The organism is Streptomyces sp. NPDC051211 (genome assembly GCF_040689505.1).
Taxonomy (GTDB): Bacteria; Actinomycetota; Actinomycetes; order Streptomycetales; family Streptomycetaceae; genus Streptomyces.
This window is the reverse complement of record NZ_JBFBAV010000060.1, coordinates 1-23981: the sequence shown is the minus strand read 5'-3', so window position 1 is coordinate 23981 and position 23981 is coordinate 1. Positions and strand designations below refer to the sequence as shown.

Here is a 23981-nt window from a genome sequence, read left to right as displayed (position 1 = left end):
CGGATCAGAAGGGGCTCAGGTACTTGATCCGCTCCGGCGGGATCCGGTCGAGACCGTCGACGTGAACTTTCGAACCGATCTCGATGGTCAACTGGTCGAGATCGGCAAGGGGAGTCAGGTCGTGGCTGCCGCCATGGCCGGTCAGGGCCAAGCGCCGTAGGCCGGGGAAGCCTCGGAGTTCGGCCAGACCTTCCGGGCAGTGGCAATTCCCCAGGTACAGCTCGGCCAGCTGGGGCAGGCCGAGCAGGCAACCGGGATCCAGGTCCGCGTTGTCCAGCAGCTTGAGGGTTCGGAGCCGGGGCAGCGGCGGCATCGCCGTCAGCGCGCGCAGGTGCTCAGGCCCGCTGATGGCCAGCGATTCCAGAACCGGCCAGTGCTCCAGGGTATCGAGACGGATGCCGGGGCGGAGCAGACTGAGACTCCTGAGGGTCTTCGGAGCGGGGAGGGCCGAGACCCGCTCCACCTTCGTCGGGGTTTTGAGCGCCAGGGAGCGGAGGGTGTGCACTTCCGCGAGCGGCGCGAGTTCCAACTCCCTTGGCACGTCGGTCAGTACCAGTGATGCGAGACGGGGGAGGTCCGCGAGCGACTTCAGCTGCACGAGCCCCGGGCAGCTGTAGAGGCCCAGGAATTCCAGCTCCTGGTGGACGGTCAGCGCCGCGAGATCCGTCAGCCCGCTGCGGAAGAGCATCAGTACCCGTAACTGCCTCAGATTGGCCAGGCACGCCGGTACCGCCTCGATCTCGCTGAATTGCACGCTTTCGATGTGGCGCAGCGCGGCGAAGGCGGCCAGCTGTTCGGGAGTGCGGACCATGAGCGTGGTGACGCCCAGCGAGGCGTCCGCCAGCACCACGTCCGCGTACGGCTGGGCGTCGAACGAGTCCCAGCTCCGTGCCAATTCCCAGCGCACGTCGCGGCGGGTGTCCCTACGGAAGCGAGCGATGACGCCGATCGCCCTGGGACCGCCGACCAGCGCGGCCGTCCGCACACAGGCGGCGGCCTCGACTTCGGTCAGCCCGGCCGGGCTCGGCAAGAGCTCCAGGACGAGCTCGCCCGCCCTGGCCAGCACCTCCGCTTGCTCCGGTGTCCGCGGTGGCAGCAGTTCGGCAGTCTGGGACTGAATGTCGCGGCGGATCGCCGGGTCCAGTTCCGGGGCGTGCTCCAGGCAGGCCGCGGCCAGCAGCACCAGGCGGCTGCGAACGCCCTTGACCCTGTCCGCGCGCCGCAGCATGCCGCGCAGGATGCGGGTCCGTTCGTCGGGCCGGGCGTGGCCCACGGCCATGCGGACGACGTCGTCCCAGGTGTCGTCGTGCGCGTTCTTGACCAGGACACCGAAGTCCCGCGACTCCACCGCCGCCTTCGCGCCCAGGTAGTCCTGGAAGGTGCGGTGGACGAAGTCCACGGAGCCCTTCACCGGCTCGCGCAGCAGCCCGCTGCGGATCAGCAGGTGCGAGAAGACCTGCTCCGCGCTGCCCTGCTCCCGCACCTGCGGCATCGCGGTGAGCCACTCGTCCACCAGCTCGACGGCCTCGTCGCGGCCCGCCTCCACCTGGCCGTTGCGGATCAGCCAGTACGCGAACCGCTGGAGCAGCAGGACCTGCTCGTCCCGGGTGAGGTAGACCCCCTCTACGCCGCCGATCTCCCGCTCCGTGTCCCGCCGGACCAGCAGCATGTCCAGTGCCGCGTCGTACAGCTCCTTGCGGGCCCGCGGCAGCTGCATGCGCCGGTCCCGGTTCAGGGCGCAGAGCAGGGCGCACATCAGCGGGTTGGTCGCCAGCCGGCCCAGGTCCCGGCGGCTGCGCACCGCCTCCAGCAGGGAGCCCTCGTACGCGTCCATGTCCTCCCCGGGAAGGACGCCCTCCGCCCGCGCCGCCCGGTGCCAGTGCGCGACGAACGCCCCGATGTCCTCCCGCTCCATCGGCAGCAGCGAGTGGGGAGTGAACCCCTGCCCGGCCAGCCAGTCCTCCGGCACCGCCGACGGCCGGGTGGTCACCACGTACCGGGCCTTCGGGAAGGCGGAGACGAGGGAGCGCAGCCAGGTCTCCGTCCGGGTGCGCAGCCGCTGCGGGACCTCGTCCACCCCGTCCACCAGGACCAGCGCGCGACCGCTGAGCATGAGCTCCTCGGCCCAGCCGGGCGGGGCCGACAGGGGCACGCCGGATGCCTTGAGGAACTCCTCCGGCAGGGGCAGGGCCTCGGCCGTCGTGAACGAGCGCAGGCGCAGGACGAACGGGACGCAGGCGCTCCACGGCCCGGCAGCCTGCCCGGCCGCGTTCAGCGCCAGCCACTGCATCAGCGTGCTCTTGCCCGACCCGGCCGGGCCGCGCAGCAGCACCCGGTCCGCCCCGGCGAGCGCCTGCTCCGCCTTGACGGTGGTCTGGTGCGGACCCGGCTCGCCCGGCAGCAGCAGCTGCTGCTGCTCGCCGCTCACCATGAGGCTGATGTACGCCAGGTCCAGCGGCCATTCCTCCCGGGCCCGCCCGGTGGTCAGGCCGAACAGCTGGAGCCGGCCGTGGGCCTGGGCCACGTACCGCGCGTATCGTTCCTCGAAGGCGTACGCCGCCCCGTCGGAGGAGCGGTCCGCCAGGCGGTCCACCGCCCGGGCCAACTCGCCGGTCCGGCGCACCAGTTCCACATCGGTCCGCGCCCCGAAGCCCGGCAGGGTCGTCAGGTACTCCACCGCGTGGACGCAGCACAGCCGGATCAGGTCCCGGCAGGCGGCCTCGGCGGGCGCGCTCAGGCCGGCGGCGGGCGGGACCTCCAGCCTGGCCGCCAGGGCCGCCGGATCCAGGTCCGCCGCGAAGAGGGCGTCCGCGTCCAGGGCGCCGCCGAGCGCCGCGAACGCGTCGTGCACGGCGACCAGTGCCGCCTCCCGCTCGTGCGCCGCGAGTTCCGCGGCGGCCGGGCCCAGCCGTCCGGCCAGGGTCTCGGTGAGCCGGCGCACCTCCTCCGGGCCCACCCGGTCCCGGCGCCGCCACCGCGGGGCCGGCCGGGCCGGATCGCCCGCCAGGCCCGCGCCCGGGACCCGCCCCAGTTTCGACCGGGCCAGTGCGGCAGCGGCCGCTCCTGCCGTGCGTAAGACCACCGTCTCCAGCCCCGTCATGCACCCTCCCCTTGTACCGCCGGTAACCCGAACGGATACTGATCGGTAACAACCCCTAGCGGCACCCCGGAACCCACCCCTAAGGTGCGCACATGCCGAACCTGCCCGATGTCGTGCTGTGGTCCATACCCGCGTTCGTCCTGCTCACCGTCATCGAGATGGTGAGCTACCGGCTCCATCCCGACGAGGATGCCGCCGGGTACGACACCAAGGATGCGGTCACGAGCGTCACCATGGGGCTCGGCAGCATCGGATTCGACCTGCTGTGGAAGATTCCGGTCGTCGCGGTCTTCACGGCCGTCTACGAACTCACCCCGCTGCGCGTGCCGTTCCTGTGGTGGACCGTCCCGCTGATGCTGCTCGCCCAGGACTTCCTCTACTACTGGCAGCACCGCGGCCACCACGTCATCCGCATCCTGTGGGCCTGTCACGTGGTCCACCACAGCAGCCGGAACTTCAACCTCACCACCGCCCTGCGCCAGCCCTGGACCAGCGCCACCACGTGGTGGTTCTACCTGCCGATGGTGGCACTCGGCGTGCACCCCGCCGTGATCCCGTTCTGCTACGGGATCAACCTCCTCTACCAGTTCTGGGTCCACACCGAGCGCATCGGGAAGCTGCCCCGGGCCTACGAGTACGTCTTCAACACCCCCTCCCACCACCGCGTCCACCACGCCTCCCAGGGCGGCTACCTGGACCGCAACTTCGGCGGGATCCTGATCGTCTGGGACCGGATGTTCGGGTCCTGGGTCGGGGAGACCGAGAAGCCCGTCTACGGCCTCACCAAGAACATCGCCACCTACAACCCGCTGCGGGTGGCCACCCACGAGTACGCCGCCATCGCCCGCGACGTCCGGGCCGCCCGCAGCTGGCGGGAGCGGGCCGGGCGGGTGTTCCGCGGGCCCGGCTGGCAGCCCGCCCCCACCCCCTCCCCGACGGCGACGGCCACGGCCACGGGCACCGGGACCGGGACCGGGACTACGGCGGCCCCCGAGACCGCCCCGGCGACCGCGCCGCCGGCAACCCCGTCGGCCGCCGCGCCCGAGCGTGCCGCGTGAGCGCGCCGCGCCCCGCCGGCCCCTCCTGGGCCGACCCGCCCGCCCCGGACCCCCGGGCCCGCCTCGGCCGGGCCGCGCTCATCGGCTTCGGGGCCGCGACCGCGCTCGACCTCGGCTCGCTGCTGGCCGGCTGGGACCTCGGCCACACCCTCTTCAAGCCGCTGCTGATGCCGCTGCTCATCGGCTACGTACTCACCCGCGGCGCGCCCCGGCTGCTGGTGGCCGCGCTGGCCTTCGGCTGGGGCGGGGACCTGGCCCTGCTCTTCGACGCCGAGCCCGCCTTCCTGCTGGGCATGGGCTCCTTCGCCCTCGGCCACGTCTGCTACCTGGTGCTGTTCGGGAAGCGGCCCGCGCACCCGCTCACCGGGGCGGCGTACGGCGCCGCGCTCCTCGGGACCGTCGCGCTGCTCTGGGGCGACCTGCCGGCCGACCTGCGCATCCCGGTCGCCGGGTACAGCCTGCTGCTCACCGCGATGGCCTTCCGGTCCGGTGCGCTCGGTCTGCGGGCCGGCCTCGGCGGGGCGCTGTTCCTGCTCTCCGACACCCTGATCGCCACCGGCGTGGCCGAGTGGCCGCAGCTTCCCCGCCCCGACTTCTGGATCATGCTGACCTATCTGGCCGCGCAGTACCTGCTGGCCACGGGCGTGCTGTCCGGTGCGCCCCCGGCGCGCGACCGGGCGTACGGTAGGGACGTCGTACCGCACTGACTGCACCGAGGACCAAGGACCCGCATGCGCGCCACCGTCATCCACGCCCCGCACGACATCCGCGTGGAGGAGGTGCCCGACGCAGCGGTGAAGCAGCCCGGGGACGCCGTCGTCCGCGTCCTGCGCGCCTGCATCTGCGGCAGCGACCTGTGGGCGTACCGGGGTGAGGCCAAGCGCGAGCCCGGGCAGCGCATCGGCCACGAGTTCCTCGGCATCGTCGAGGAGACCGGCTCCGCCGTGTCCGGCCTGCGCGCCGGCGACCTCGTCGTGGCCCCCTTCATGTGGTCCGACGGCACCTGCGACTACTGCACCGAGGGCCTCTTCACCTCCTGCCCGCACGGCGGCTTCTGGGGCTCGGTCGGGCACGACGGCGGTCAGGGCGAGGCCGTCCGGGTCCCGCACGCCGACGGAACCCTGGTGAAGCTGCCCGCCGCGGCCGCCTCCGACGACCGGCTGCTGACCGGCCTGCTCGCGCTCTCCGACGTGATGGGCACCGGCCACCACGCCGCCCTCGGCGCCGGCGTCCGCAAGGGCTCCACGGTCGCCGTGGTCGGCGACGGCGCGGTCGGGCTGTGCGGGGTGCTGGCCGCCAAGCGGCTCGGCGCCGACCGGATCATCGCCCTGGGCCGCCATGCCGCCCGTACCGACATCGCCAAGCGGTTCGGGGCCACCGATGTGGTCGCGGAGCGCGGAGAGGCCGCCGAAGCGGCCGTCCGCGAGCTCACCGGCGGGCAGGGCGCGCACGCCGTCATCGAAGCGGTCGGCACCGAGCAGTCCATGCGGACCGCCGTGAACATCACCCGCGACGGCGGCGCCATCGGCTACGTGGGCGTCCCCCACGGCAGCGGCACCGGCCTCGACCTCGGTGTCATGTTCGACCGGAACATCACCCTGCGGGGCGGCGTCGCACCGGTCCGCGCCTACATCCCCGAGCTGCTGCAGGACGTGCTCGACGGCACCATCGACCCGTCGCCGGTCTTCGACCGCACGGTGGGCCTGGACGAGGTGCCGGACGGCTACCGGGCCATGGACGACCGCAGCGCCCTCAAGGTGCTCATCGCGCCGTGAACGTGACGGGGGCCGGGTGGGGGATGATCCCCCGCCCGGCCCCCGCGGCACGTGCTACTTGACGGCGTTGAGCGCGTTGACCACGCCGTAGCCGTAGTAGCCGGTCTGGCCCCACTTGCTCTCACAGGTGGTGGCGTCGATCAGGTTGCCCAGGTTGTCGTAGACCTTGTCCGGGCAGGACTGCTTGTCCGACTGGGCCTTCATCATCCGCTGCAGCTGGGCCGGCGTGGCCCACGGGTTGGCGCTCTTGAGCAGCGCGGCGACGCCCGCGACGTGCGGCGCGGCCATCGAGGTGCCCTGCTTGTAGCCGTAGCCGCCGCCCAGCACGGTGGACAGCACCCGGCCGTTGGCGTCCGGGGTCTGCGGGGTCTGCCACTTGTCGCCGCCGGGCGCGGCCACGTCGACGACCCCCAGGCCGAAGCTGGAGTAGTACGACTTCAGGCCCTTGTCGCCGGTCGCCGACACGGTGACCACACCCGGCAGCTGCGTGGGCAGGTCCAGGCAGATGCTCGGGTCGATGGTGCGCGGCACCGGGGTGGCGTCGTCCGGGCTGGTGTCGTCGACGATGGAGTCGCCGGCCAGGTCGTGGTTGGAGTTGCCGGCCGAGGCGACGTGCAGGACGCCCTTCTTCTCGGCGTACTTGGTGGCCCGGCCGAGGGCCTCCACCAGGGCCTTCTGGTCGTCGTCCGTCTTGCAGTTGTAGAGCCAGGGGTCGACGTAGTAGCTGTTGTTCGTCACCTCGATCCCCTTCTCGGCGGCGAACATGAAGCCGCAGACCACGGCCTCGGTGAAGAACAGGCTGGTGCCGGGCTCGCTCACCTTGATGCCCGCGACCTTCACGCCCGGCGCGACACCGCTGATGCCTATGCCGTTGCGCGCGGCCGCGATGGTGCCGGCCACGTGCGTGCCGTGGTCGCTGCCGTCCGCGTACGGACGCCAGGCGCCCTCGGAGGTGTCCGCGACGCCGCCGACACAGTTGGCCGACTGCTCACGGGAGAAGTTCGGCGCGAGATCGGGGTGGGTGTCGTCGACACCCGTGTCGATGACACCCACGGTGACGTCCTGGCTGCCATCGTTGATCTTGTGAGCCTCGTCGGCCTTGATCGTCCGCAGGTCCCACTGGTTGGGCTCCAGCGGCTCCTCGCCCGGCCCGGCCTGCGCCGAGGCCTTGGCGGCGTCCGCCGCGCTCAGCTGCTGCGTGGACCCCTCCTCGGTGGTCTGCACCGGCGACAGCGGGGCCGTACGGGTGGCGCCCACGGAGACGAACAGCTGCCGCTGGCTCCGCAGCTCCTTGGCGAACTCGGGGTTCTCGGAGTGCGCGACGACGACCCCGATCTGCTCATAGGCCGTCACCACCGTTCCGCCGGCCCGCTCGATCGCCTTCTTGGCCTGCTTGACCGATCCGTACGCGGTCAGGTTCGCCACGTAGGACAGCTTCGGCCCGGTTGCCGGCGCCGCGCTGACGCCGGCGTCCGCCGCCGGGGCGGCCGAGGCCGTCACCGCGGGCAGGAACGCGAGCGAGGCCGTGAGGGCCAGGCCGACGGGCACCGCGAGGGCACGCCTGCGGCCGGATCCCAGATGAGCCATGGGTTCTCCACATCATCCGTGAAAAAGCCGTCCTGACGCGGGTCGCGTCGGACGGGTTCATGACAGGTGAACCTAGCTCCCACGTTCCCCTTTGCGCCATCAGTTCGAGAAATCAGATCCGGAAGAAACAGCGGGTGTTGAACCGCCGCCGCACGGATTCCGTGCCGTTGGCAGGGGGGATCAGCACCATCAGCCCCCCACGGAGGTCATTTTGTCCGTCGTCCCCACCGCACCCGCGTCACAAGGAGAACCCCCCGTGACCACCGAAGCAGCGCCGCCCCCCGGCGGCCCGGACACGCAACCGGCGAGCCCCACGGCAGAAGAGTTCGCAGCCGTCCAGACCAGCCCCGAGTTCGGTGAACTGCGCAGCGCCTACCGCTCCTTCGCCTTCCCGCTCACCGTGGCCTTCATCGCCTGGTACCTGCTCTACGTCCTGCTGTCCAACTACGCGGGCGGCTTCATGGGGACCAAGCTCTTCGGCAACATCAACGTGGCCCTCGTCCTCGGCCTCGCCCAGTTCGCGACCACCTTCCTGATCGCCTGGTGGTACTCCCGGCACGCGGCGGAGAAGCTCGACCCCAAGGCGGCCGCCATCAAGTCCCGCATGGAGGCCGGAGAATGAGCCCCACCCACCTGCTGGCGGCCGGCGCCGCCTCCGAACACCGACCGCTGATCATCACCCTGTTCGGGCTGTTCGTCGTCGCCACCCTCATCATCACCATCTGGGCCGGCCGGCAGACCAAGGGCGCCGCGGACTTCTACGCGGGCGGCCGCCAGTTCACCGGCTTCCAGAACGGCCTCGCCATCTCCGGCGACTACATGTCCGCCGCGTCCTTCCTCGGCATCGCCGGCGCCATCGCCCTCTTCGGCTACGACGGCTTCCTCTACTCCATCGGCTTCCTGGTCGCCTGGCTGGTCGCGCTGCTGCTGGTCGCCGAGCCGCTGCGCAACTCCGGCCGCTACACCATGGGCGACGTCCTCGCCTACCGGATGCGGCAGCGGCCCGTCCGGACCGCCGCCGGCACCTCCACCATCGTGGTCTCGATCTTCTACCTGCTCGCCCAGATGGCCGGCGCGGGCGTCCTGGTCTCCCTGCTGCTCGGCATCACCAGCGACGCCGGCAAGGTCGCGATCGTCGCCCTGGTCGGCATCCTGATGATCGTCTACGTCTCCATCGGCGGCATGAAGGGCACCACCTGGGTCCAGATGGTCAAGGCCGTCCTGCTCATCGCGGGCGCCCTGCTGATCACCTTCCTGGTGCTGTGGAAGTTCAACTTCAACGTCTCCTCGCTGCTCGGCAAGGCCGCCGAGAACAGCGGCAAGGGCGCCGCCTTCCTGGAGCCCGGCCTGAAGTACGGCGCCACCGGGACCTCGAAGCTGGACTTCATCTCCCTCGGCCTCGCGCTGGTCCTCGGCACCGCGGGCCTGCCCCACATCCTGATCCGCTTCTACACCGTCCCCACCGCCAAGGCCGCCCGCAAGTCCGTGAACTGGGCCATCGGCATCATCGGCGCCTTCTACCTGATGACCATCGCCCTCGGCTTCGGTGCCGCCGCCCTGCTGAGCCGGGCCGACATCATCGCCTCCAACCCGGCCGGAAACACCGCGGCCCCGCTGCTCGCCCAGGAGATCGGCGGCGGCGCCGACTCCACCGGCGGCGCCATCCTGCTCGCCGTGATCTCCGCGGTCGCCTTCGCTACCATCCTCGCCGTGGTCGCCGGCCTCACCCTCGCCTCCTCCTCGTCCTTCGCGCACGACATCTACGTCAACGTGATCCGCAAGGGCCGGGCCACCGAGAAGGAAGAGGTACGGGCGGCCCGCTGGTCCACCGTGGTCATCGGCGCGGTCGCCATCGGCCTCGGAGCCCTGGCCCGCGACATCAACGTGGCCGGCCTGGTGGCCCTCGCCTTCGCGGTGGCCGCCTCCGCGAACCTGCCGACCATCCTCTACAGCCTGTTCTGGAAGCGCTTCACCACCCAGGGCGCCCTCTGGTCCATCTACGGTGGCCTGATCTCGTCGGTGGTCCTGGTGCTGTTCTCGCCTGTCGTCTCGGGCAACCCGAAGACCTCCATGTTCAAGGGCGTCGACTTCCACTGGTTCCCGCTGGAGAACCCCGGCCTCATCTCCATCCCGCTGGGCTTCCTCCTCGGCTGGCTGGGCACCGTCCTCTCCAAGGAGCCCGCCGACCCCCAGAAGTACGCGGAACTCGAGGTCCGCTCGCTGACGGGAACGGGCGCCCACTGAGATCCTCCGAACACCCAGCGTGGCCGCGTCGTACTTCCGTACGACGCGGCCGCGTCGCGTCTCGTTCATTCGGGGACATCTACATGTCACAAGCGTCACGTAGGCTCGAATACAGCGCACGCACCCACCTTGAGCTGCGCTGACCTCTACGGATCCGGACAGGGGAGGGGGCCCACAGTGCTTCTCGACACCTACGGCCGCGTGGCCACTGACCTGCGCGTCTCACTCACCGACCGGTGCAATCTGCGCTGTACGTACTGCATGCCCGAGGAGGGCCTGCAGTGGCTGGCGAAGCCCGATCTGCTCACCGACGACGAGATCGTCCGGCTGATCCGGATAGCCGTCACCGACCTCGGCGTCACCGAGGTCCGCTTCACCGGCGGCGAGCCGCTGCTCCGCCCCGGCCTGGTCGGCATCGTCGAGCAGTGCGCGGCCCTGGAGCCGCGCCCGAAGATGTCCCTGACCACCAACGGCATCGGCCTCAAGCGCACGGCCACGGCCCTCAAGGCCGCCGGCCTGGACCGGGTCAACGTCTCCCTGGACACCCTGCGCCCCGAGGTCTTCAAGACCCTCACGCGCCGGGACCGCCACAAGGACGTCATCGAGGGCATGGCCGCGGCCCGCGAGGCCGGCCTCACCCCGGTGAAGGTCAATGCCGTCCTGATGCCCGGCCTCAACGACGACGAGGCCCCCGACCTGCTCGCCTGGGCGGTGGAGCAGGGGTACGAGCTCCGCTTCATCGAGCAGATGCCGCTGGACGCCCAGCACGGCTGGAAGCGCGACGGAATGATCACCGCCGGTGACATCCTGGAGTCCCTGCGCACCCGCTTCGAGCTGACCCCCGAGGGCCAGGAGGCCCGTGGTGCCGCCCCCGCCGAGCGCTGGCTCGTGGACGGCGGCCCGGCCACCGTAGGCGTCATCGCCTCGGTCACCCGCCCGTTCTGCCGGGCCTGCGACCGCACCCGGCTCACCGCCGACGGCCAGGTGCGTACGTGCCTGTTCGCCACCGAGGAGTCCGACCTGCGGGCGGCCCTCCGCTCGGGCGCCCCGGACGAGGAGATCGCCCGCCTGTGGAAGGTGGCGATGTGGGGCAAGAAGGCCGGCTCCGGCCTCGACGACCCGTCCTTCCTGCAGCCCGACCGCCCGATGTCGGCGATCGGCGGCTGACGCCCCGAGCGTTCCGCCCCTGCTCGGGCCTCAGGCCTGCTGCTCTTCCCAGTCCTCGAGGGCGACGACGTCCTTGAGGAAACCGCGCACCCCCAGGAACTGGGAGAGGTGTTCGCGGTGTTCCTCGCAAGCCAGCCAGGTCTTGCGGCGCTCCGGCGTGTGCAGCTTCGGGTTGTTCCACACCAGGACCCAGACCGCTGCGACGCGGCAGCCCTTGGCGGAGCAGATGGGGGCCGTGGGGCCCGAGGTGTCAGGGGAGTTCACGCCTCAACCCTAAAGGGCGACGCCGAGCAGCCACGGGGGGAGCTGCCCGGCGTCGGTCCGTCGCTCCGACGGGGGATGCGGAGCGCGTAGGCAGTATGTCACGCAGGACCGGGTGCGGTGCACCGGAACTTCATGATTGATCTGAGCTTTTCTTGAGGTTTCCCGCTTCCAGTGCGGGACGCACAGGTGACGGCATGAAGTTCGACGGCAGCGACGGGGTGTTCTCGCGCCCCGCGTTGGCGATGACCACCGCCACGTACGGCAGCAGCGCGCCCGCGATGAGCGTCACCACCGCCACATGCCGTTCCACGTCCCACAGGATCACGGTCAGTATCACCGACAGGGTCCTGATGGACATCGAGATCACATAGCGGCGCTGCCGCCCCCGCACGTCTTCCGCGAGCCCCATCCGGGCCCCGGTGATCCGGAAGACCTCGGTTCCGTTCCGCTTCTTCACCCTTCCACCGTACGCCCGGTCTCCGGGGCGGGGGAGAGGGGGTCCCTCCGGGCGTCCCACGGACGGCGGTGCCCGAAATGCGCAATCGACCGGTCTGGTTGAAGCTGGGCCCACATGCGCACACGCGCCACGAGGAGGCGACATGCATTGGTTGTGGGCGATCATCGTCGGATTCGTGCTGGGCCTGATTGCCCGGGCCATCCTGCCGGGCAGGCAGCACCAGCCGCTGTGGCTGACCACCCTGTTCGGCATCGCCGGCGCGATCCTCGGCAACGCGGTCGCGACCTGGATCGGCGTCAACGAGACCAGGGGCATCGACTGGATCCGGCACCTGCTGCAGCTCGCCGGAGCCGTCCTCGTCGTCGGGGTCGGCGACATGGTCTACATGGCGCTCCGCGGCAGCAAGCGGACGGCCTGAACGAGCGGGCCGCCCAGCCGAGGCGGACGGCCCGGGCACGACGAAGGGGCCGGTACGGACACCGCGGTCCGCACCGGCCCCTTCGCCGCGCTCTCAGGCGCCGGTGACCTCCACCGCGGCCAGGTTCTTCTTGCCGCGGCGCAGCACCAGCCAGCGCCCGTGCAGCAGGTCCTCCTTGGCGGGGACCGCGTCCTCGGCGGTGACCTTCACGTTGTTCACGTAGGCCCCGCCCTCCTTCACCGTCCGGCGTCCGGCCGACTTGCTGGCGACCAGCCCGGTCTCGGCGAACAGGTCCACCACCAGGCCGAGCTCCGCCACCTGGGCGCGCGGCAGCTCGGACAGCGCCGCGGCCAGCGTGGCCTCGTCCAGCTCCGCCAGCTCGCCCTGCCCGAACAGCGCCTTCGACGCGGCGATCACGGCCGCGGCCTGCTCCGGTCCGTGCACCAGAGCCGTCAGCTCCTCGGCCAGCGCCCGCTGCGCGGCCCGCGCCTGCGGCCGCTCGGCGGTCTGCGCCTCCAGCTCCTCCAGCTCCGCGACGGACTTGAAGGACAGGATCCGCATGTAGGTGGAGATGTCCCGGTCGTCCACGTTCAGCCAGAATTGGTAGAACGCGTACGGCGTGGTCATCTCCGGGTCGAGCCAGACGGCCCCGCCCTCGGTCTTGCCGAACTTGGTGCCGTCCGCCTTGACCATCAGCGGGGTCGCCATCGCGTGCACCTGCGCGTCCGGTTCCACCCGGTGGATCAGGTCGAGACCGGCCGTCAGGTTGCCCCACTGGTCGGACCCGCCCTGCTGCAGGGTGCAGCCGTGGCGCCGGTAAAGCTCCAGGAAGTCCATGCCCTGGAGCAGCTGGTAGCTGAACTCGGTGTAGCTGATGCCCTGGTCGGACTCCAGCCGCTTGGCCACCGAGTCCTTCGTCAGCATCTTGTTGACCCGGAAGTGCTTGCCGATGTCCCGCAGGAACTCGATGGCGGACATGCCCGCCGTCCAGTCCAGGTTGTTCACCATGACCGCCGCGTTCTCGCCCTCGAAGGACAGGAACGGCTCGATCTGGGCGCGCAGCCGGTTCACCCACTCCGCGATCACGGCCGGATCGTTCAGGGTGCGCTCGGCGGTCGGCCGCGGGTCGCCGATCTGGCCGGTGGCCCCGCCGACCAGCGCCAGCGGCCGGTTTCCGGCCAGCTGGAGCCGGCGCATGGTCAGCACCTGCACCAGGTGGCCGACGTGCAGGCTGGCCGCCGTCGGGTCGTAGCCGCAATAGAACGTGACCGGACCGTCCGCGAAGGCCTTGCGCAGCGCTTCTTCATCGGTGGACTGGGCGAACAGCCCGCGCCACTTCAGTTCGTCGACGATGTCCGTCACGGTCTCTCGACTCCTTTGAAGGATCTTCGGGAAGGATGAAAGTGCAGGTCCCAGTCTATGGGGGTCAGACGCCCTTGCTGACCGAACTCATATTGAAATCGGGGATGCGCAGCGCCGGCATCGCGGCCCGGGTGAACCAGTCGCTCCACTCGCGCGGCAGGGTCTTCTCGGTCCGCCCGGCCTCGGTGGCCCGGGACAGCAGGTCCACCGGCGACTCGTTGAACCGGAAGTTGTTCACCTCGCCGACGACCTCCCCGTTCTCCACCAGGTAGACGCCGTCCCGGGTCAGACCGGTCAGCAGCAGCGTGGCCGGGTCCACCTCGCGGATGTACCAGAGGCAGGTCAGCAGCAGCCCGCGCTCGGTGGCGGCCACCATCTCCTCCAGGGACCTCTCGCCGCCCGCGTCGAGGATCAGGTTCCCGATCGTCGGCGCCACCGGCTGCCCGGTCAGGCCCGCGCTGTGCCGGGTGGTGCTCAGGTGCGCGAGCTCGCCGTCCCGCACCCAGTCGGTGGGCGGCAGCGGCAGCCCGTTGTCGAACACCGAGGCGTCGTCGCCCGAGCTGTGCGCGATCACGAACGGGGCGCACTCCAGGCCCGGCTCGTTCGGGTCGCTGCGCAGCGTCAGCGGGAGCTCGGACAGCTTCTCGCCCAGGCGGGTGCCCCCGCCCGGCTTGGAGAAGACCGTACGGCCCTCCACGGCGTCCCGGGCCGCCGCCGACCACATCTGGTAGATCAACAGGTCCGCCACCGCGGTCGGCGGAAGCAGGGTCTCGTACCGGCCGGCTGGCAGCTCGATCTTCCGCTCGGCCCAGCCGAGCCGCTTGGCGAGCTCGGCGTCCAGCGCCGCCGGGTCCACGTCCTTGAAGTCCCGGGTGGAGCGGCCGGCCCAGGCGGAGCGCTGCCGGTCGGGGGACTTGGCGTTGAGTTCCAGGGTGCCGTTGGGCTGGTCGTGGCGCAGCCGCAGCCCGGTCGAGGTGCCCACGTACGAGGAGACCAGCTCGTGGTTGGCGAAGCCGTACAGCTCGCGGCCGCCCGCGCGGGCCCGCGCGAAGGCCTCGCCGAGGGCCGGGGCGAACTCGGTGAACACGGCCGAGGAGGTCTCGGCCGGGGCGTCGGTGAAATCGGGAGAGGCCGGGGTGCCGGTCACCAGCGGCTGGGCGTCCTCCGCCGGACCCGCGGTCCGCGCGGCCGCCTCCGCCGCCCGTACCAGCGGCTCCAGGTCCTCCGCGGTGACGGCGGATCGGGACACGACCCCCGAGGCCGTGCCCTCCTTGCCGTCGACCGTGGCGATGACCGTCAGGGTCCGGCCGCGGGTGACACCGTTCGTGGTCAGCGCATTGCCCGCCCAGCGCAGGTTGGCGGTCGAGTGCTCGTCGGCGATGACGACACAGCCGTCGGCGGCGGACAGCTCCAGGGCCCGCTCGACGATCTCGTGGGGCTTCGTGCGATTCGTCGCCATCAGCGTCCGGCCTCCTGCGTGGTGTTCAAAATGTTGACGTCGCGGAACAGAGCGGACGGGCAGCCGTGCGAGACCGCCGCGACCTGGCCCGGCTGGGCCTTGCCGCAGTTGAAGGCGCCGCCCAGGACGTACGTCTGCGGGCCGCCGACCTTCTCCATCGAGCCCCAGAACTCGGTGGTGGTCGCCTGGTACGCGACGTCGCGCAGCTGGCCGGCCAGCCGCCCGTTCTCGATCTTGAAGAAGCGCTGCCCGGTGAACTGGAAGTTGTAGCGCTGCATGTCGATCGACCAGGAGCGGTCGCCGACCACGTAGATCCCGCGCTCGACACCCCCGATCAGGTCCTCCGTCGACAGCCCGCCGGGATCCGGCTGGAGCGACACGTTCGCCATCCGCTGCACCGGCACGTGCCCGGGGGAGTCCGCGTAGGCGCAGCCGTTGGAGCGGCCCAGCCCGGTCAGCTTCGCGATCCGCCGGTCCAGCTGGTAGCCGACCAGGGTGCCGTCCTTGACCAGGTCCCAGCTCTGCGCCTGGACCCCCTCGTCGTCGTACCCGATGGTCGCCAGGCCGTGCTCGGCGGTCCGGTCACCCGTCACGTTCATGATCGGGGAGCCGTACGTCAGCTTGCCGAGCTGGTCGAAGGTGGCGAAGGAGGTGCCCGCGTACGCCGCCTCGTAGCCCAGCGCCCGGTCCAGCTCGGTGGCGTGCCCGATGGACTCGTGGATGGTGAGCCACAGGTTCGACGGGTCGACGACCAGGTCGTACCGGCCTGCCTCGACGCTCGGCGCGCGCATCTTCTCCGCCAGCAGCGACGGGATCTGCTCCAGCTCGGAGTCCCAGTCCCAGCCGGTGCCGGTCAGGTATTCCCAGCCGCGGCCGGCCGGCGGGGCGATGGTCCGCATGGAGTCGAACTCGCCGGTCTTGTCGTCGACGGCCACCGCGGTGAGCTGCGGGTGGATCCGGACCCGCTGCTGGGTGGTCACGGTGCCGGCCGTGTCGGCGTAGAACTTGTTCTCGTGCACGGCGAGCAGCGAGGCGTCCACATGGGCCACGCCCTCGGCGCGCAGCAGCCGCGAGCTCCAGTCGGCCAGCAGGGCCGCCTTCTCCTCGTCCGGCACCTCGAAGGGGTTCACGTCGTAGGCGGAGACCCAGGTCCGGTCGGCGTGCACCGGCTCGTCGGCCAGCTCCACCCGCTCGTCGGAACCCGCCGCCTTGATCACCTGGGCGGACAGCTTCGCCATGGCGACGGCCTGCGAGGCCACCTTGGCGGCGCCGTCCATCGTGAGGTCCACCCCGGAGGCGAAGCCCCAGCTGCCTCCGTGCACCACCCGGACCGCGTAGCCGAGGTCGGTGGTGTCGGACCCCCCTGAGGGCTTGGCGTCCCGCAGGCGCCAGGAGGCGCTGCGAATCCGCTCCAGCCGGAAGTCGGCATGGTCGGCGCCGAGCGCGCGGGCCCGGGCGAGCGCCGCGTCGGCGAGCGCCCGCAGGGGCAGCGCGGTGAAGGCCGCGTCGATGGAATGGGGCACGGAAGTCCTCCCGTGGTCGGGACCGGTCGCTCCGATCATGTCGCGCCCGGCGCCGATGTGCCTACCTCTTTCTGTAGGGACTCGACAGAGCCCGTCCCAAGGCCCTGTCGGAGCCCGATTCTCCGTACGAGCGGTCGGACCGCTAGGTTTTCGGTATCCAGACCGCTAGCGAAAGGGTGATCCGTTGAGCCGCTCGGTTCTCGTCACCGGAGGAAACCGGGGCATCGGCCTCGCCATCGCCCGCGCCTTCGTCGACGCCGGCGACAAGGTCGCGATCACGTACCGTTCGGGCGAGCCGCCGGCCGAGCTCACCGAGCTGGGGGTGCTGGCGGTCCGCTGCGACATCACCGACTCCGAGCAGGTGGAGCAGGCCTACAAGGAGATCGAGGACAAGCACGGAGCGGTCGAGGTGCTGGTGGCGAACGCCGGCATCACCAAGGACACGCTCCTGATGCGGATGTCCGAGGAGGACTTCGCCTCCGTCGTCGACACCAACCTCACCGGCACCTTCCGGGTGGTCAAGCGCGCCAACCGGGGCATGCTCCGCGCCAAGAAGGGCCGCGTCGTCCTGATCTCCTCGGTCGTCGGCCTGCTCGGATCGGCCGGCCAGGCGAACTACGCGGCCTCCAAGGCCGCGCTCGTCGGCTTCGCCCGCTCCCTCTCCCGCGAGCTGGGTTCCCGCAACATCACCTTCAACGTCGTGGCCCCCGGCTTCGTGGACACCGACATGACCAAGGTGCTCACCGACGAGCAGCGCGCCGGCATCGTCGCGCAGGTCCCGCTCGGCCGCTACGCGCAGCCGGCCGAGATCGCCGCGGCCGTGCGCTTCCTCGCGTCGGACGACGCCTCGTACATCACAGGAGCCGTCATTCCCGTTGACGGCGGATTGGGCATGGGTCACTGATCACATGAGCGGAATTCTCGACGGCAAGCGCATTCTGATCACCGGTGTGCTGATGGAGTCCTCCATCGCCTTCCACACCGCCAAGCTGGCCCAGGAGCAGGGCGCCGAGGTCATCCTCACCGCCTTCCCGCGGCCGACGCTGACCGAGCGCATCGCCAAGAAGCTGCCCAAGCCGGTCAAGGTGATCGAGCTCGACGTCACCAACGACGAGCACCTCGCCCGCCTGGAGGGCCTCGTCCGCGACGAGCTCGGCGGCCTGGACGGCGTCGTCCACTCGATCGGCTTCGCCCCGCAGGACGCCCTCGGCGGCAACTTCCTGAACACCCCGTTCGAGTCGGTCGCCACCGCCATGCACGTCTCGGCGTTCTCGCTGAAGTCGCTGACCATGGCGTGCAAGCCGCTGTTCCCGGCGGAGGGCGCGGCCGTCGTCGGCCTCACCTTCGACGCGCAGTACGCCTGGCCGCAGTACGACTGGATGGGCCCGGCCAAGGCTGCGCTCGAGGCCACCAGCCGCTACCTCGCCCGCGACCTGGGCAAGGAGAACATCCGCTGCAACCTGGTCTCGGCGGGTCCGATCGGCTCGATGGCCGCGAAGTCCATCCCGGGCTTCTCGGAGCTGGCGGACGTCTGGAACTCCCGCTCCATGCTGGAGTGGGACATGAGCGACCCGGAGCCGGCCGGCAAGGGCGTCGTCGCCCTGCTGTCGGACTGGTTCCCGAAGACCACCGGCGAGATCGTCCACGTGGACGGCGGTCTGCACGCGATGGGTGCCTGAGCACTCTCCTCGTACGGCCGAGGCCGCGCCCCCGAGGGGGCGCGGCCTTCGCGTTTCCTGCCCCCGGTTCCTCCCCGGGCGATGCTCTGCGCACGGCCGCCCGGATCTTCCGAGTCGAGAAAAGGGGCGAATGCCTGCAAACTGGCCGGGTCGGGAATTTCCCGGCGCACTGCGGGGAGGAGGTACGGAGTGCGCACGAGGCGGAGCCGAGCGGTATCGCTGCTGGTCACCTCGGTCGTGCTGACCGGTCTCCTGATCCCCGGCGCGGTCGCCCAGTCCTCCGGTGCGGACCCCGCGCCCGGCCCCGAGGCCGCCGTTCCGGCTCCGGAAGCGGTCGTCCCGGAAGGGGTCCTCCCCGAGGCGGTCGTCCCCGAGGGGATCGTCCCCGAGCCGGCCCCGCCCGAGCCGGCCGTCGTGCACCCGGCCGAACTGCCGGTGGAACCGCCCGCCCAGCCGGCCCGGCCGTCGGCCGAGGACCTCTTCGGCGCCGACTGCGACACCCGCATCCTCGGCTCCACCGTCACGGCGGTCTGCCACAACCCCTTCCCGCGGACCGACCTGGTCCGGCTGCACGTGGAATGCGACCGCTGGTGGGACGTGGACGGGGACAGCGCCCCGGTGGCCGTCGAACCGGCCGGCCGGGTGGAGCTCATCGGCCGCTGCTGGAAGGAGGTCCGCTCGGCCTGGGTCAGCCACGGGCGCGGCTGAAGCCTCCAGCGCAGCCGCCGCAGCCGCCGCAGCCGCCGCCGCAGCAGCCGCCGCAGCCGCCGCCGCCGCCGCAGCCGCCGCCGCAGCAGCCGCCGCCGCCGCAGCCGCAGCCGCCGCAGCCGATGCGGCCGACGTAGCCGACGTAGCCGCCGCACCCGGTGCGGCCGCCGCGGGCCGAGGGTCAGCCCTGCTTGCCCAGGCAGACGAACGGATAGCCCGCGGCCTCAGAGGCCGCCGTGTCCGCGTCCCCGCGCCGGATCGCCTCGATCAGCCGCGCATGGTCCAGATGCGACTCCGGGGTGAGGTCCGGGCCCACGTCCCCGCGCAGCCAGTCCCGGATCAGGTCGCCCAGGTCCGCGTACAGCTCGACGAGCACGTCGTTGTGCGAGGCGGTGACCACCGCCATGTGCAGGGCCACGTCCGCCGCGATGAAGACCTCCGCGTCACCCGAGGCCCACGCCTCCTCGCGCCGGGCCAGCAGCGCGTCCAGCTGGACGAGGTCCCGCTCGGTACGCCGCTCCGCCGCCAGCCGGGCCGCCGAGGACTCCAGGGTGGAGCGGAGCTCGGCGATGTGCCGGGGGTCCGCTCCGGCGAAGCGCCGGTGCATCACGCCGGCCAGCTCGCTGGTCGCGATGACATAGGTGCCGGAGCCCTGCCGGATGTCCAGCAGGCCGTTGTGTGCCAGGGCCCGGACCGCCTCGCGGACCGTGTTGCGGGCCACCCCCAGCAGATCCACGAGTTCCGGTTCTGTCGGAATCCGGGCACCGACCGGCCATTCTCCTGAGGTGATCTGGTTCCGCAACTGGGCGATCACCTGGTCGGCGAGCGCGGAGCGCCGGGGCGAGGTCAGCGGCATGGGGTCCTCTCGGCACTATGCGGTTCCATTGGGTCCAAAGGTGGACAACCAATCATCCCATGATTCTATGATGGTTCAATGTCCGACGAAGATATCCAGACCATCGACCGGCCGACCGCCGCCCGCACCGCACCCGAACAGCCCGCCCCGCAGCCCGGCTGGCTCGGCCCCGTCCTCATCGTCGGCATCGTGCTGGCCGCCCTCAACCTGCGGCCCGCCATCACCAGCCTCGGCGCCCTCTTCGAAGAGGCCCGCACCGGCCTCCAGATGAGCGGAGCCGTCGCCGGACTCATCACCTCCGTCCCGGCCCTCTGCTTCGCCGTCTTCGGCATCACCGCGCCCCGGCTCTCCCGCCGCTTCGGCCCCGCCGCCGTGGTCTGCGCGGGCATGGGCATGGTCGCTGCCGGCCTGCTGATCAGGCCCTTCACGGACAACGCGGCCGGCTTCCTCGCCGCCAGCGCCCTCAGCCTCGCAGGCATCGCGCTCACCAACGTGCTGCTGCCGGTGATCGTCAAGCGCTGGTTCCCGCACAAGGTCGGCACCATGACCGGCCTCTACTCCATGGCCCTGGCCGCCGGTACCTCGCTCGCCGCCGCCGCGACCGTCCCCATGACCGAGGCCCTCGGCGGCAATTGGCGCACCGGCCTGCTGATCTGGGCCGCCCTCGCGGTGGCCGCCGTACTGCCCTGGCTGCCCATCGCCCGACAGACCCGCCACGAGCTCCGCCGCGACCGCGCCGCCGCCCGCGCGGACGCCCGTACCGACCGGGCGGCGACCTCCGGCCCGGCCGTCGTCCGCAGCCGCACGGCCTGGGCCCTGGCCTGCTACTTCGGCCTCCAGGCCACCGGCGCCTACATCACCATGGGCTGGCTCCCGCAGATCTTCCGCGACGCCGGGGTCTCGGCCGGCACCGCCGGAGTCCTGCTCGCCGTCACCATGGTCATGGGCGTCCCGCTCGCCTTCGTCATCCCCGGCCTGGCCGGCCGGATGCGGAACCAGGGCCCCATCGCCGTCACCCTCGGCCTGTTCGGCCTCGCCGGATACCTCGGCCTCTACATCGCCCCGGCCGCCGGCGCCTGGGCCTGGGCCCTCCTGCTCGGCGTCTCCAACTGCGCCTTCCCGCTCGTCATCACCATGATCGGACTGCGCGCCAAGTCCCCGGCCGGAGTGGTCAGGCTCTCCGCCTTCGCCCAGTCCACCGGCTACCTGATCTCCATCCCCGGCCCGCTGCTCATCGGCACCCTCTACCAGCACAGCGGCGGCTGGGACCTGCCGCTCGCGCTGATGGCCGGACTGCTCGTCCCGCAGATCGTGCTGGGCGTGCTCGCCGGACGGGACCGCACGATCGAGGACGAATGCGGCATGCGAAACTGACCGCATGCCCGTCCTCGAACCGAACCCCTCGAACGGCCACAAGAAGCTCGGCATCGTGCTCGGCGCGATGCTCGGCGTGACCGTGATCATCGCCATCATCGCGACCATCGCCTCCCCCTGAACCCCGTCCCGGATCGGCTGCGGATCCGTCAGGTCCCCGGGAGGTGGGGTTAGCCCCACCATCCCCTAGGGGGCCAGGTTCAGGGTCGACTGGGGTGTGCCCCCGATGGGAACCGCCGTCGTGGATCCGTAGATTCACAAGGGAAGGCGCGCTCAGCGCACGGACCCGGCGGAACACCCAGGAGACGGCGATGTCGGTACACACCCAGCCGGCGGCCCACCCCGCTCACCCGGCCCGCCCGGCCGGCCACCTCCACCGGACCACCGCCCCGGCCGGCTACCTCCACCGGACCACCGCCCCGGCCGGCCGCCACGGAGCCGACGCCCGGCTCACCTGGTGGGCGCTGGCCCTGCCGGCCCTCGCCTTCGCGTTCCTCTTCCTCCTGCTCAGCGGTCCGGCCGAGGCGCAGGCCGCCTCCGACGGCTCCGCGCTCGGCCACCTCGTCGAGCGGATCCTGCTGGTCCTCGGCTGACCGCGACCGGGCGCGCGCAGGGAGCGCGCCCCCGACGGGTGAGCTCCTCCAACACCCTGCGCCCGGTGGCCGGTTTCATGCGAAGCTGGGATCCATGAGCGCCGATACACCCCGCAGGATCGCCCTCCTCCGGCACGCCAAGGCCGACTGGTCCCAGGAGAGCGACCATGAAAGGCCGCTGGCGGAACGCGGCCGCAAGGACGCCCCGGCCGCCGGACTGAAGCTGGCCGAGACCGGCATCACCTTCGACCTGGCCCTCTGCTCCACGGCCGCCCGGACCCGGGAAACCTGGAAGCTCGCCGTCCAGGAACTGCCGCACCGGCCGAAGACCGTCTACGAGGACCGCCTGTACGAGGCCTCGCTCGGCGAGCTCATCGCCCTGCTCAACGAGACCCCCGACGACGTCTCCAACCTGCTCCTCATCGGGCACAACCCCGGCATGCACGCCCTCGCCGACGCACTGGCGGGGGAGGCCGAGGGCGACACCCTGCCGCGCATGAACCGCAGCGGCTTCCCGACCTCGGCCCTGGCCGTCCTCACCTTCACCGGCTCCTGGAAGTCCGTGGAGCACGGAGTGGGCACCCTTCAGGAGTTCTGGACCCCGCAGGAGCACTGACCCCGTACGACAGCAGGGCCCGGCGGCTCCTGCCACCGGGCCCTGCTGCCCGCACGCCCGTCAGGCCAGGTCGGCGGCCTCGACCTCTTCCCGTGTGATGCCCAGCAGGTACAGCACCGCGTCCAGGAACGGCACGTTGACCGCGGTGTGCGCGGCCTCCCGGACCACCGGCTTGGCGTTGAACGCCACCCCGAGCCCAGCCGCGTTCAGCATGTCCAGATCGTTGGCGCCGTCACCGATCGCCACCGTCTGCGCGAGCGGTACGCCGGCCTCCTGGGCGAACCGCCGCAGCAGCCGGGCCTTCCCCGCCCGGTCCACGATCTCGCCGGTCACCCGGCCGGTCAGCTTCCCGTCGACGATCTCCAGCGTGTTCGCCGAGGCGAAATCGAGCCCGAGCCGCTCCTGCAGATCGTCCGTCACCTGCGTGAACCCGCCCGAGACCACGCCCACCTGGTAGCCGAGCCGCTTCAGGGTCCGGATCAGGGTCCGGGCGCCGGGGGTGAGCCGCACCTCGGCCCGCACCTTGTCCACCACGGAGGCGTCCAGCCCCGCCAGCAGCTCGACCCGGGCGTGCAGGGACTGCTCGAAGTCGAGCTCGCCGCGCATCGCGCGCGCCGTGACCTCGGCGACCTGCTCCTCGCAGCCGGCGTGCGCGGCGAACAGCTCGATGACCTCGTCCTGGATCAGGGTCGAGTCCACGTCCATGACCACCAGCCGCTGCGCCCGCCGGTGCAGACCGGCCGACACCACGGCGACATCCACGCCGATCTGGGCGGCCGCGGTGGCCAGCACGGTCCGCAGCGGCTCGGTCTCGGCGCCGGAGACGGCGAACTCCACGGCCGTCACCGGATACTTGGCGAGCCGGAAGATACGGTCGATGTTGCCGCCGGCGGCGGTGATCCGGGAGGCGATGGCGGCCGTGGACTCCGCGGTGAGCGGATGCCCGAGCACGGTCACGTGGGAACGCCCACTGCCGCGCGGACGGTTGTCACCGGTGCCGGAGATGATCTCGGCTTGCAGCTTGAGGGACTCGGCCCAGCTGTGCACGGTCGCCCGCATGTCGCCCTCGGTGCCGGCGGCGGGCTTGGTGACGAGGACGCACAGGACGATGCGGCCCCGGGTGACGACCTGCTCGATGTCGACGACGTCGACGGAGTAGGCGGCGAGGGTGTCGAACAGCCCGGCGGTGATCCCGGGACGGTCCTTGCCGAAGATCTTGACGAGGAGGGTGGGGACGTCGGAGGTCTGCGAAGCACTCATGGTGACCTCACCGTATCCCCCCATCCCACCCCCCGACCCCCCCGTCCCACCCCTCGAGCACCCCACCCCCCTATCCACCCCCTGCCAAGCCCCCCGCACCCCCCTGCCAAGCCCCCCGCACCCCCCTGCCGAGTGCCCCGCACCCCCCTGCCGAGTGCCCCCGCACCCCCCTGCCGAGTGCCCCCGCACCCACCCCCTGCCGAGTGCCCCCGCACCCAGCCCCGCCTGGGTGCCCCCGCACCCAGCCCCGCCTGGGTGCCCCCGCACCCAACCCGCCCGGGTGCCCCCGAACCAGCCCCGCCTGGGTGCCCCCGCCGGGGCGGCACCACCCCGGCCCCGCCGGGCTCGGAGCCCCCTCCCGCCGGGGTTTGGCATTTCCAGCCCCTCCGGCGTTTGAGGAGCGGGGTCTGGGGCGGAGCCCCAAGCCTCCCGGCCCCGCCGGGGGTACCCCCCAGCCCCGCCGGCGTTTGAGGTGCGGGTC

Annotated in this window: 22 protein-coding genes and 1 pseudogene; 14 read left to right on the top strand and 9 right to left on the bottom strand. The window is 71.6% G+C overall.

What is annotated here, in order from left to right:
* Positions 1 to 4: 4 nt before the first annotated feature.
* Complete coding sequence (locus AB0447_RS33535) at positions 5 to 3100, bottom strand: NACHT domain-containing protein (RefSeq protein ID WP_366480689.1); 3096 nt, start codon at positions 3098 to 3100, stop codon at positions 5 to 7.
* A gap of 92 nt (positions 3101 to 3192) precedes the next feature.
* On the opposite strand from AB0447_RS33535, the gene AB0447_RS33530 reads away from it, so the two are divergent.
* The 3 genes from AB0447_RS33530 (at position 3193) to AB0447_RS33520 (ending at position 5933) form a co-directional block, all read left to right on the top strand.
* On the top strand, positions 3193 to 4158 hold the full coding sequence (locus AB0447_RS33530) for a sterol desaturase family protein (RefSeq protein ID WP_366480688.1): 966 nt from the start codon (positions 3193 to 3195) through the stop codon (positions 4156 to 4158).
* An 80-nt stretch (positions 4159 to 4238) separates the two neighbouring features.
* The gene (locus tag AB0447_RS33525) at positions 4239 to 4865 is read left to right on the top strand and encodes a lysoplasmalogenase (RefSeq protein ID WP_366480701.1); all 627 of its coding nucleotides are present in this window, start codon (positions 4239 to 4241) and stop codon (positions 4863 to 4865) included.
* Between the two features lie 24 nt (positions 4866 to 4889).
* Entirely contained in the window at positions 4890 to 5933 is a 1044-nt protein-coding gene (locus AB0447_RS33520) for a zinc-dependent alcohol dehydrogenase family protein (RefSeq protein WP_366480687.1), read from the top strand.
* Positions 5934 to 5987: 54 nt separating this feature from the next.
* On the opposite strand, the gene AB0447_RS33515 is transcribed toward AB0447_RS33520, so the two are convergent.
* Complete coding sequence (locus tag AB0447_RS33515) at positions 5988 to 7520, bottom strand: S8 family serine peptidase (protein WP_366480686.1); 1533 nt, start codon at positions 7518 to 7520, stop codon at positions 5988 to 5990.
* A gap of 256 nt (positions 7521 to 7776) precedes the next feature.
* Between AB0447_RS33515 and AB0447_RS33510 the strand changes: the two genes are divergently transcribed.
* From AB0447_RS33510 to moaA, 3 genes are all read left to right on the top strand, one after another.
* Positions 7777 to 8142 (top strand): DUF485 domain-containing protein, encoded by a 366-nt coding sequence (locus tag AB0447_RS33510; protein ID WP_366480685.1) that lies wholly within the window; start codon positions 7777 to 7779, stop codon positions 8140 to 8142.
* Complete coding sequence (locus AB0447_RS33505; protein WP_366480684.1) at positions 8139 to 9764, top strand: cation acetate symporter; 1626 nt, start codon at positions 8139 to 8141, stop codon at positions 9762 to 9764. The genes AB0447_RS33510 and AB0447_RS33505 overlap by 4 nt, the downstream gene beginning before the upstream one ends.
* A 177-nt stretch (positions 9765 to 9941) precedes the next feature.
* Positions 9942 to 10931 carry a GTP 3',8-cyclase MoaA gene (moaA, locus tag AB0447_RS33500; protein WP_366480683.1) on the top strand — a complete coding sequence of 330 codons (990 nt, stop codon included), beginning with the start codon at positions 9942 to 9944 and terminating at the stop codon, positions 10929 to 10931.
* A gap of 30 nt (positions 10932 to 10961) precedes the next feature.
* On the opposite strand, the gene AB0447_RS33495 is transcribed toward moaA, so the two are convergent.
* Positions 10962 to 11195, bottom strand: a complete 234-nt coding sequence (locus AB0447_RS33495; RefSeq protein ID WP_366480682.1) for a hypothetical protein — start codon at positions 11193 to 11195, stop codon at positions 10962 to 10964.
* A gap of 130 nt (positions 11196 to 11325) precedes the next feature.
* A complete protein-coding gene (locus AB0447_RS33490) occupies positions 11326 to 11652 on the bottom strand; it encodes a DUF3099 domain-containing protein (RefSeq protein WP_366480681.1) in 327 nt (108 codons plus the stop codon).
* Between the two features lie 142 nt (positions 11653 to 11794).
* Here AB0447_RS33490 and AB0447_RS33485 point away from each other — a divergent pair, with 142 nt between their 5' ends.
* The gene (locus AB0447_RS33485) at positions 11795 to 12070 is read left to right on the top strand and encodes a GlsB/YeaQ/YmgE family stress response membrane protein (RefSeq protein WP_366480680.1); all 276 of its coding nucleotides are present in this window, start codon (positions 11795 to 11797) and stop codon (positions 12068 to 12070) included.
* 93 nt (positions 12071 to 12163) lie between these two features.
* Here the strand turns inward: AB0447_RS33485 and tyrS are convergent, their stop codons facing one another.
* The 3 genes from tyrS to AB0447_RS33470 form a co-directional block, all read right to left on the bottom strand.
* Entirely contained in the window at positions 12164 to 13432 is a 1269-nt protein-coding gene (gene tyrS / locus AB0447_RS33480) for a tyrosine--tRNA ligase (protein ID WP_366480679.1), read from the bottom strand.
* A gap of 64 nt (positions 13433 to 13496) precedes the next feature.
* Positions 13497 to 14891, bottom strand: coding sequence for a metallopeptidase TldD-related protein (locus AB0447_RS33475; RefSeq protein WP_366480678.1), 1395 nt, complete (start codon positions 14889 to 14891; stop codon positions 13497 to 13499).
* A complete protein-coding gene (locus tag AB0447_RS33470; RefSeq protein ID WP_366480677.1) occupies positions 14891 to 16414 on the bottom strand; it encodes a TldD/PmbA family protein in 1524 nt (507 codons plus the stop codon). Before AB0447_RS33470 ends, AB0447_RS33475 begins: the two co-directional genes overlap by 1 nt.
* Before the next feature lie 184 nt (positions 16415 to 16598).
* Between AB0447_RS33470 and fabG the strand changes: the two genes are divergently transcribed.
* The 3 genes and pseudogenes from fabG to AB0447_RS33455 form a co-directional block, all read left to right on the top strand.
* Positions 16599 to 17318, top strand: coding sequence for a 3-oxoacyl-[acyl-carrier-protein] reductase (gene fabG / locus AB0447_RS33465; protein WP_366480676.1), 720 nt, complete (start codon positions 16599 to 16601; stop codon positions 17316 to 17318).
* A 4-nt stretch (positions 17319 to 17322) separates the two neighbouring features.
* Positions 17323 to 18093, top strand: coding sequence for an enoyl-ACP reductase FabI (fabI, locus tag AB0447_RS33460; protein WP_054221794.1), 771 nt, complete (start codon positions 17323 to 17325; stop codon positions 18091 to 18093).
* A gap of 483 nt (positions 18094 to 18576) precedes the next feature.
* Positions 18577 to 18801: pseudogene (locus AB0447_RS33455) on the top strand (hypothetical protein); the annotation flags it as partial.
* Positions 18802 to 18982: 181 nt separating this feature from the next.
* Here AB0447_RS33455 and AB0447_RS33450 read toward each other — a convergent pair.
* Entirely contained in the window at positions 18983 to 19657 is a 675-nt protein-coding gene (locus AB0447_RS33450; protein ID WP_366480675.1) for a FadR/GntR family transcriptional regulator, read from the bottom strand.
* 78 nt (positions 19658 to 19735) lie between these two features.
* On the opposite strand from AB0447_RS33450, the gene AB0447_RS33445 reads away from it, so the two are divergent.
* The 4 genes from AB0447_RS33445 (at position 19736) to AB0447_RS33430 (ending at position 22240) form a co-directional block, all read left to right on the top strand.
* Complete coding sequence (locus AB0447_RS33445) at positions 19736 to 21031, top strand: MFS transporter (protein ID WP_366480674.1); 1296 nt, start codon at positions 19736 to 19738, stop codon at positions 21029 to 21031.
* A 4-nt stretch (positions 21032 to 21035) separates the two neighbouring features.
* Complete coding sequence (locus AB0447_RS33440; RefSeq protein WP_366480673.1) at positions 21036 to 21152, top strand: SGM_5486 family transporter-associated protein; 117 nt, start codon at positions 21036 to 21038, stop codon at positions 21150 to 21152.
* Positions 21153 to 21342: 190 nt separating this feature from the next.
* Positions 21343 to 21624 (top strand): hypothetical protein, encoded by a 282-nt coding sequence (locus AB0447_RS33435; protein ID WP_366480671.1) that lies wholly within the window; start codon positions 21343 to 21345, stop codon positions 21622 to 21624.
* Between the two features lie 94 nt (positions 21625 to 21718).
* Complete coding sequence (locus AB0447_RS33430) at positions 21719 to 22240, top strand: histidine phosphatase family protein (RefSeq protein ID WP_366480670.1); 522 nt, start codon at positions 21719 to 21721, stop codon at positions 22238 to 22240.
* Between the two features lie 60 nt (positions 22241 to 22300).
* Here the strand turns inward: AB0447_RS33430 and serB are convergent, their stop codons facing one another.
* A complete protein-coding gene (gene serB / locus AB0447_RS33425) occupies positions 22301 to 23500 on the bottom strand; it encodes a phosphoserine phosphatase SerB (RefSeq protein WP_366480669.1) in 1200 nt (399 codons plus the stop codon).
* Positions 23501 to 23981: the final 481 nt, after the last annotated feature.

What these genes read in the sequence shown, in the direction of transcription:
- AB0447_RS33535 (WP_366480689.1), bottom strand. Translation starts at nt 3,100, where the DNA reads ATGACGGGGCTGGAGACGGTGGTCTTACGCACGGCAGGAGCGGCCGCT.
- AB0447_RS33530 (WP_366480688.1), top strand. Translation starts at nt 3,193, where the DNA reads ATGCCGAACCTGCCCGATGTCGTGCTGTGGTCCATACCCGCGTTCGTC.
- AB0447_RS33520 (WP_366480687.1), top strand. Translation starts at nt 4,890, where the DNA reads ATGCGCGCCACCGTCATCCACGCCCCGCACGACATCCGCGTGGAGGAG.
- AB0447_RS33515 (WP_366480686.1), bottom strand. Translation starts at nt 7,520, where the DNA reads ATGGCTCATCTGGGATCCGGCCGCAGGCGTGCCCTCGCGGTGCCCGTC.
- AB0447_RS33505 (WP_366480684.1), top strand. Translation starts at nt 8,139, where the DNA reads ATGAGCCCCACCCACCTGCTGGCGGCCGGCGCCGCCTCCGAACACCGA.
- AB0447_RS33485 (WP_366480680.1), top strand. Translation starts at nt 11,795, where the DNA reads ATGCATTGGTTGTGGGCGATCATCGTCGGATTCGTGCTGGGCCTGATT.
- AB0447_RS33475 (WP_366480678.1), bottom strand. Translation starts at nt 14,891, where the DNA reads ATGGCGACGAATCGCACGAAGCCCCACGAGATCGTCGAGCGGGCCCTG.
- fabI (WP_054221794.1), top strand. Translation starts at nt 17,323, where the DNA reads ATGAGCGGAATTCTCGACGGCAAGCGCATTCTGATCACCGGTGTGCTG.
- AB0447_RS33450 (WP_366480675.1), bottom strand. Translation starts at nt 19,657, where the DNA reads ATGCCGCTGACCTCGCCCCGGCGCTCCGCGCTCGCCGACCAGGTGATC.
- AB0447_RS33445 (WP_366480674.1), top strand. Translation starts at nt 19,736, where the DNA reads ATGTCCGACGAAGATATCCAGACCATCGACCGGCCGACCGCCGCCCGC.
- AB0447_RS33440 (WP_366480673.1), top strand. Translation starts at nt 21,036, where the DNA reads ATGCCCGTCCTCGAACCGAACCCCTCGAACGGCCACAAGAAGCTCGGC.
- AB0447_RS33435 (WP_366480671.1), top strand. Translation starts at nt 21,343, where the DNA reads ATGTCGGTACACACCCAGCCGGCGGCCCACCCCGCTCACCCGGCCCGC.
- AB0447_RS33430 (WP_366480670.1), top strand. Translation starts at nt 21,719, where the DNA reads ATGAGCGCCGATACACCCCGCAGGATCGCCCTCCTCCGGCACGCCAAG.
- serB (WP_366480669.1), bottom strand. Translation starts at nt 23,500, where the DNA reads ATGAGTGCTTCGCAGACCTCCGACGTCCCCACCCTCCTCGTCAAGATC.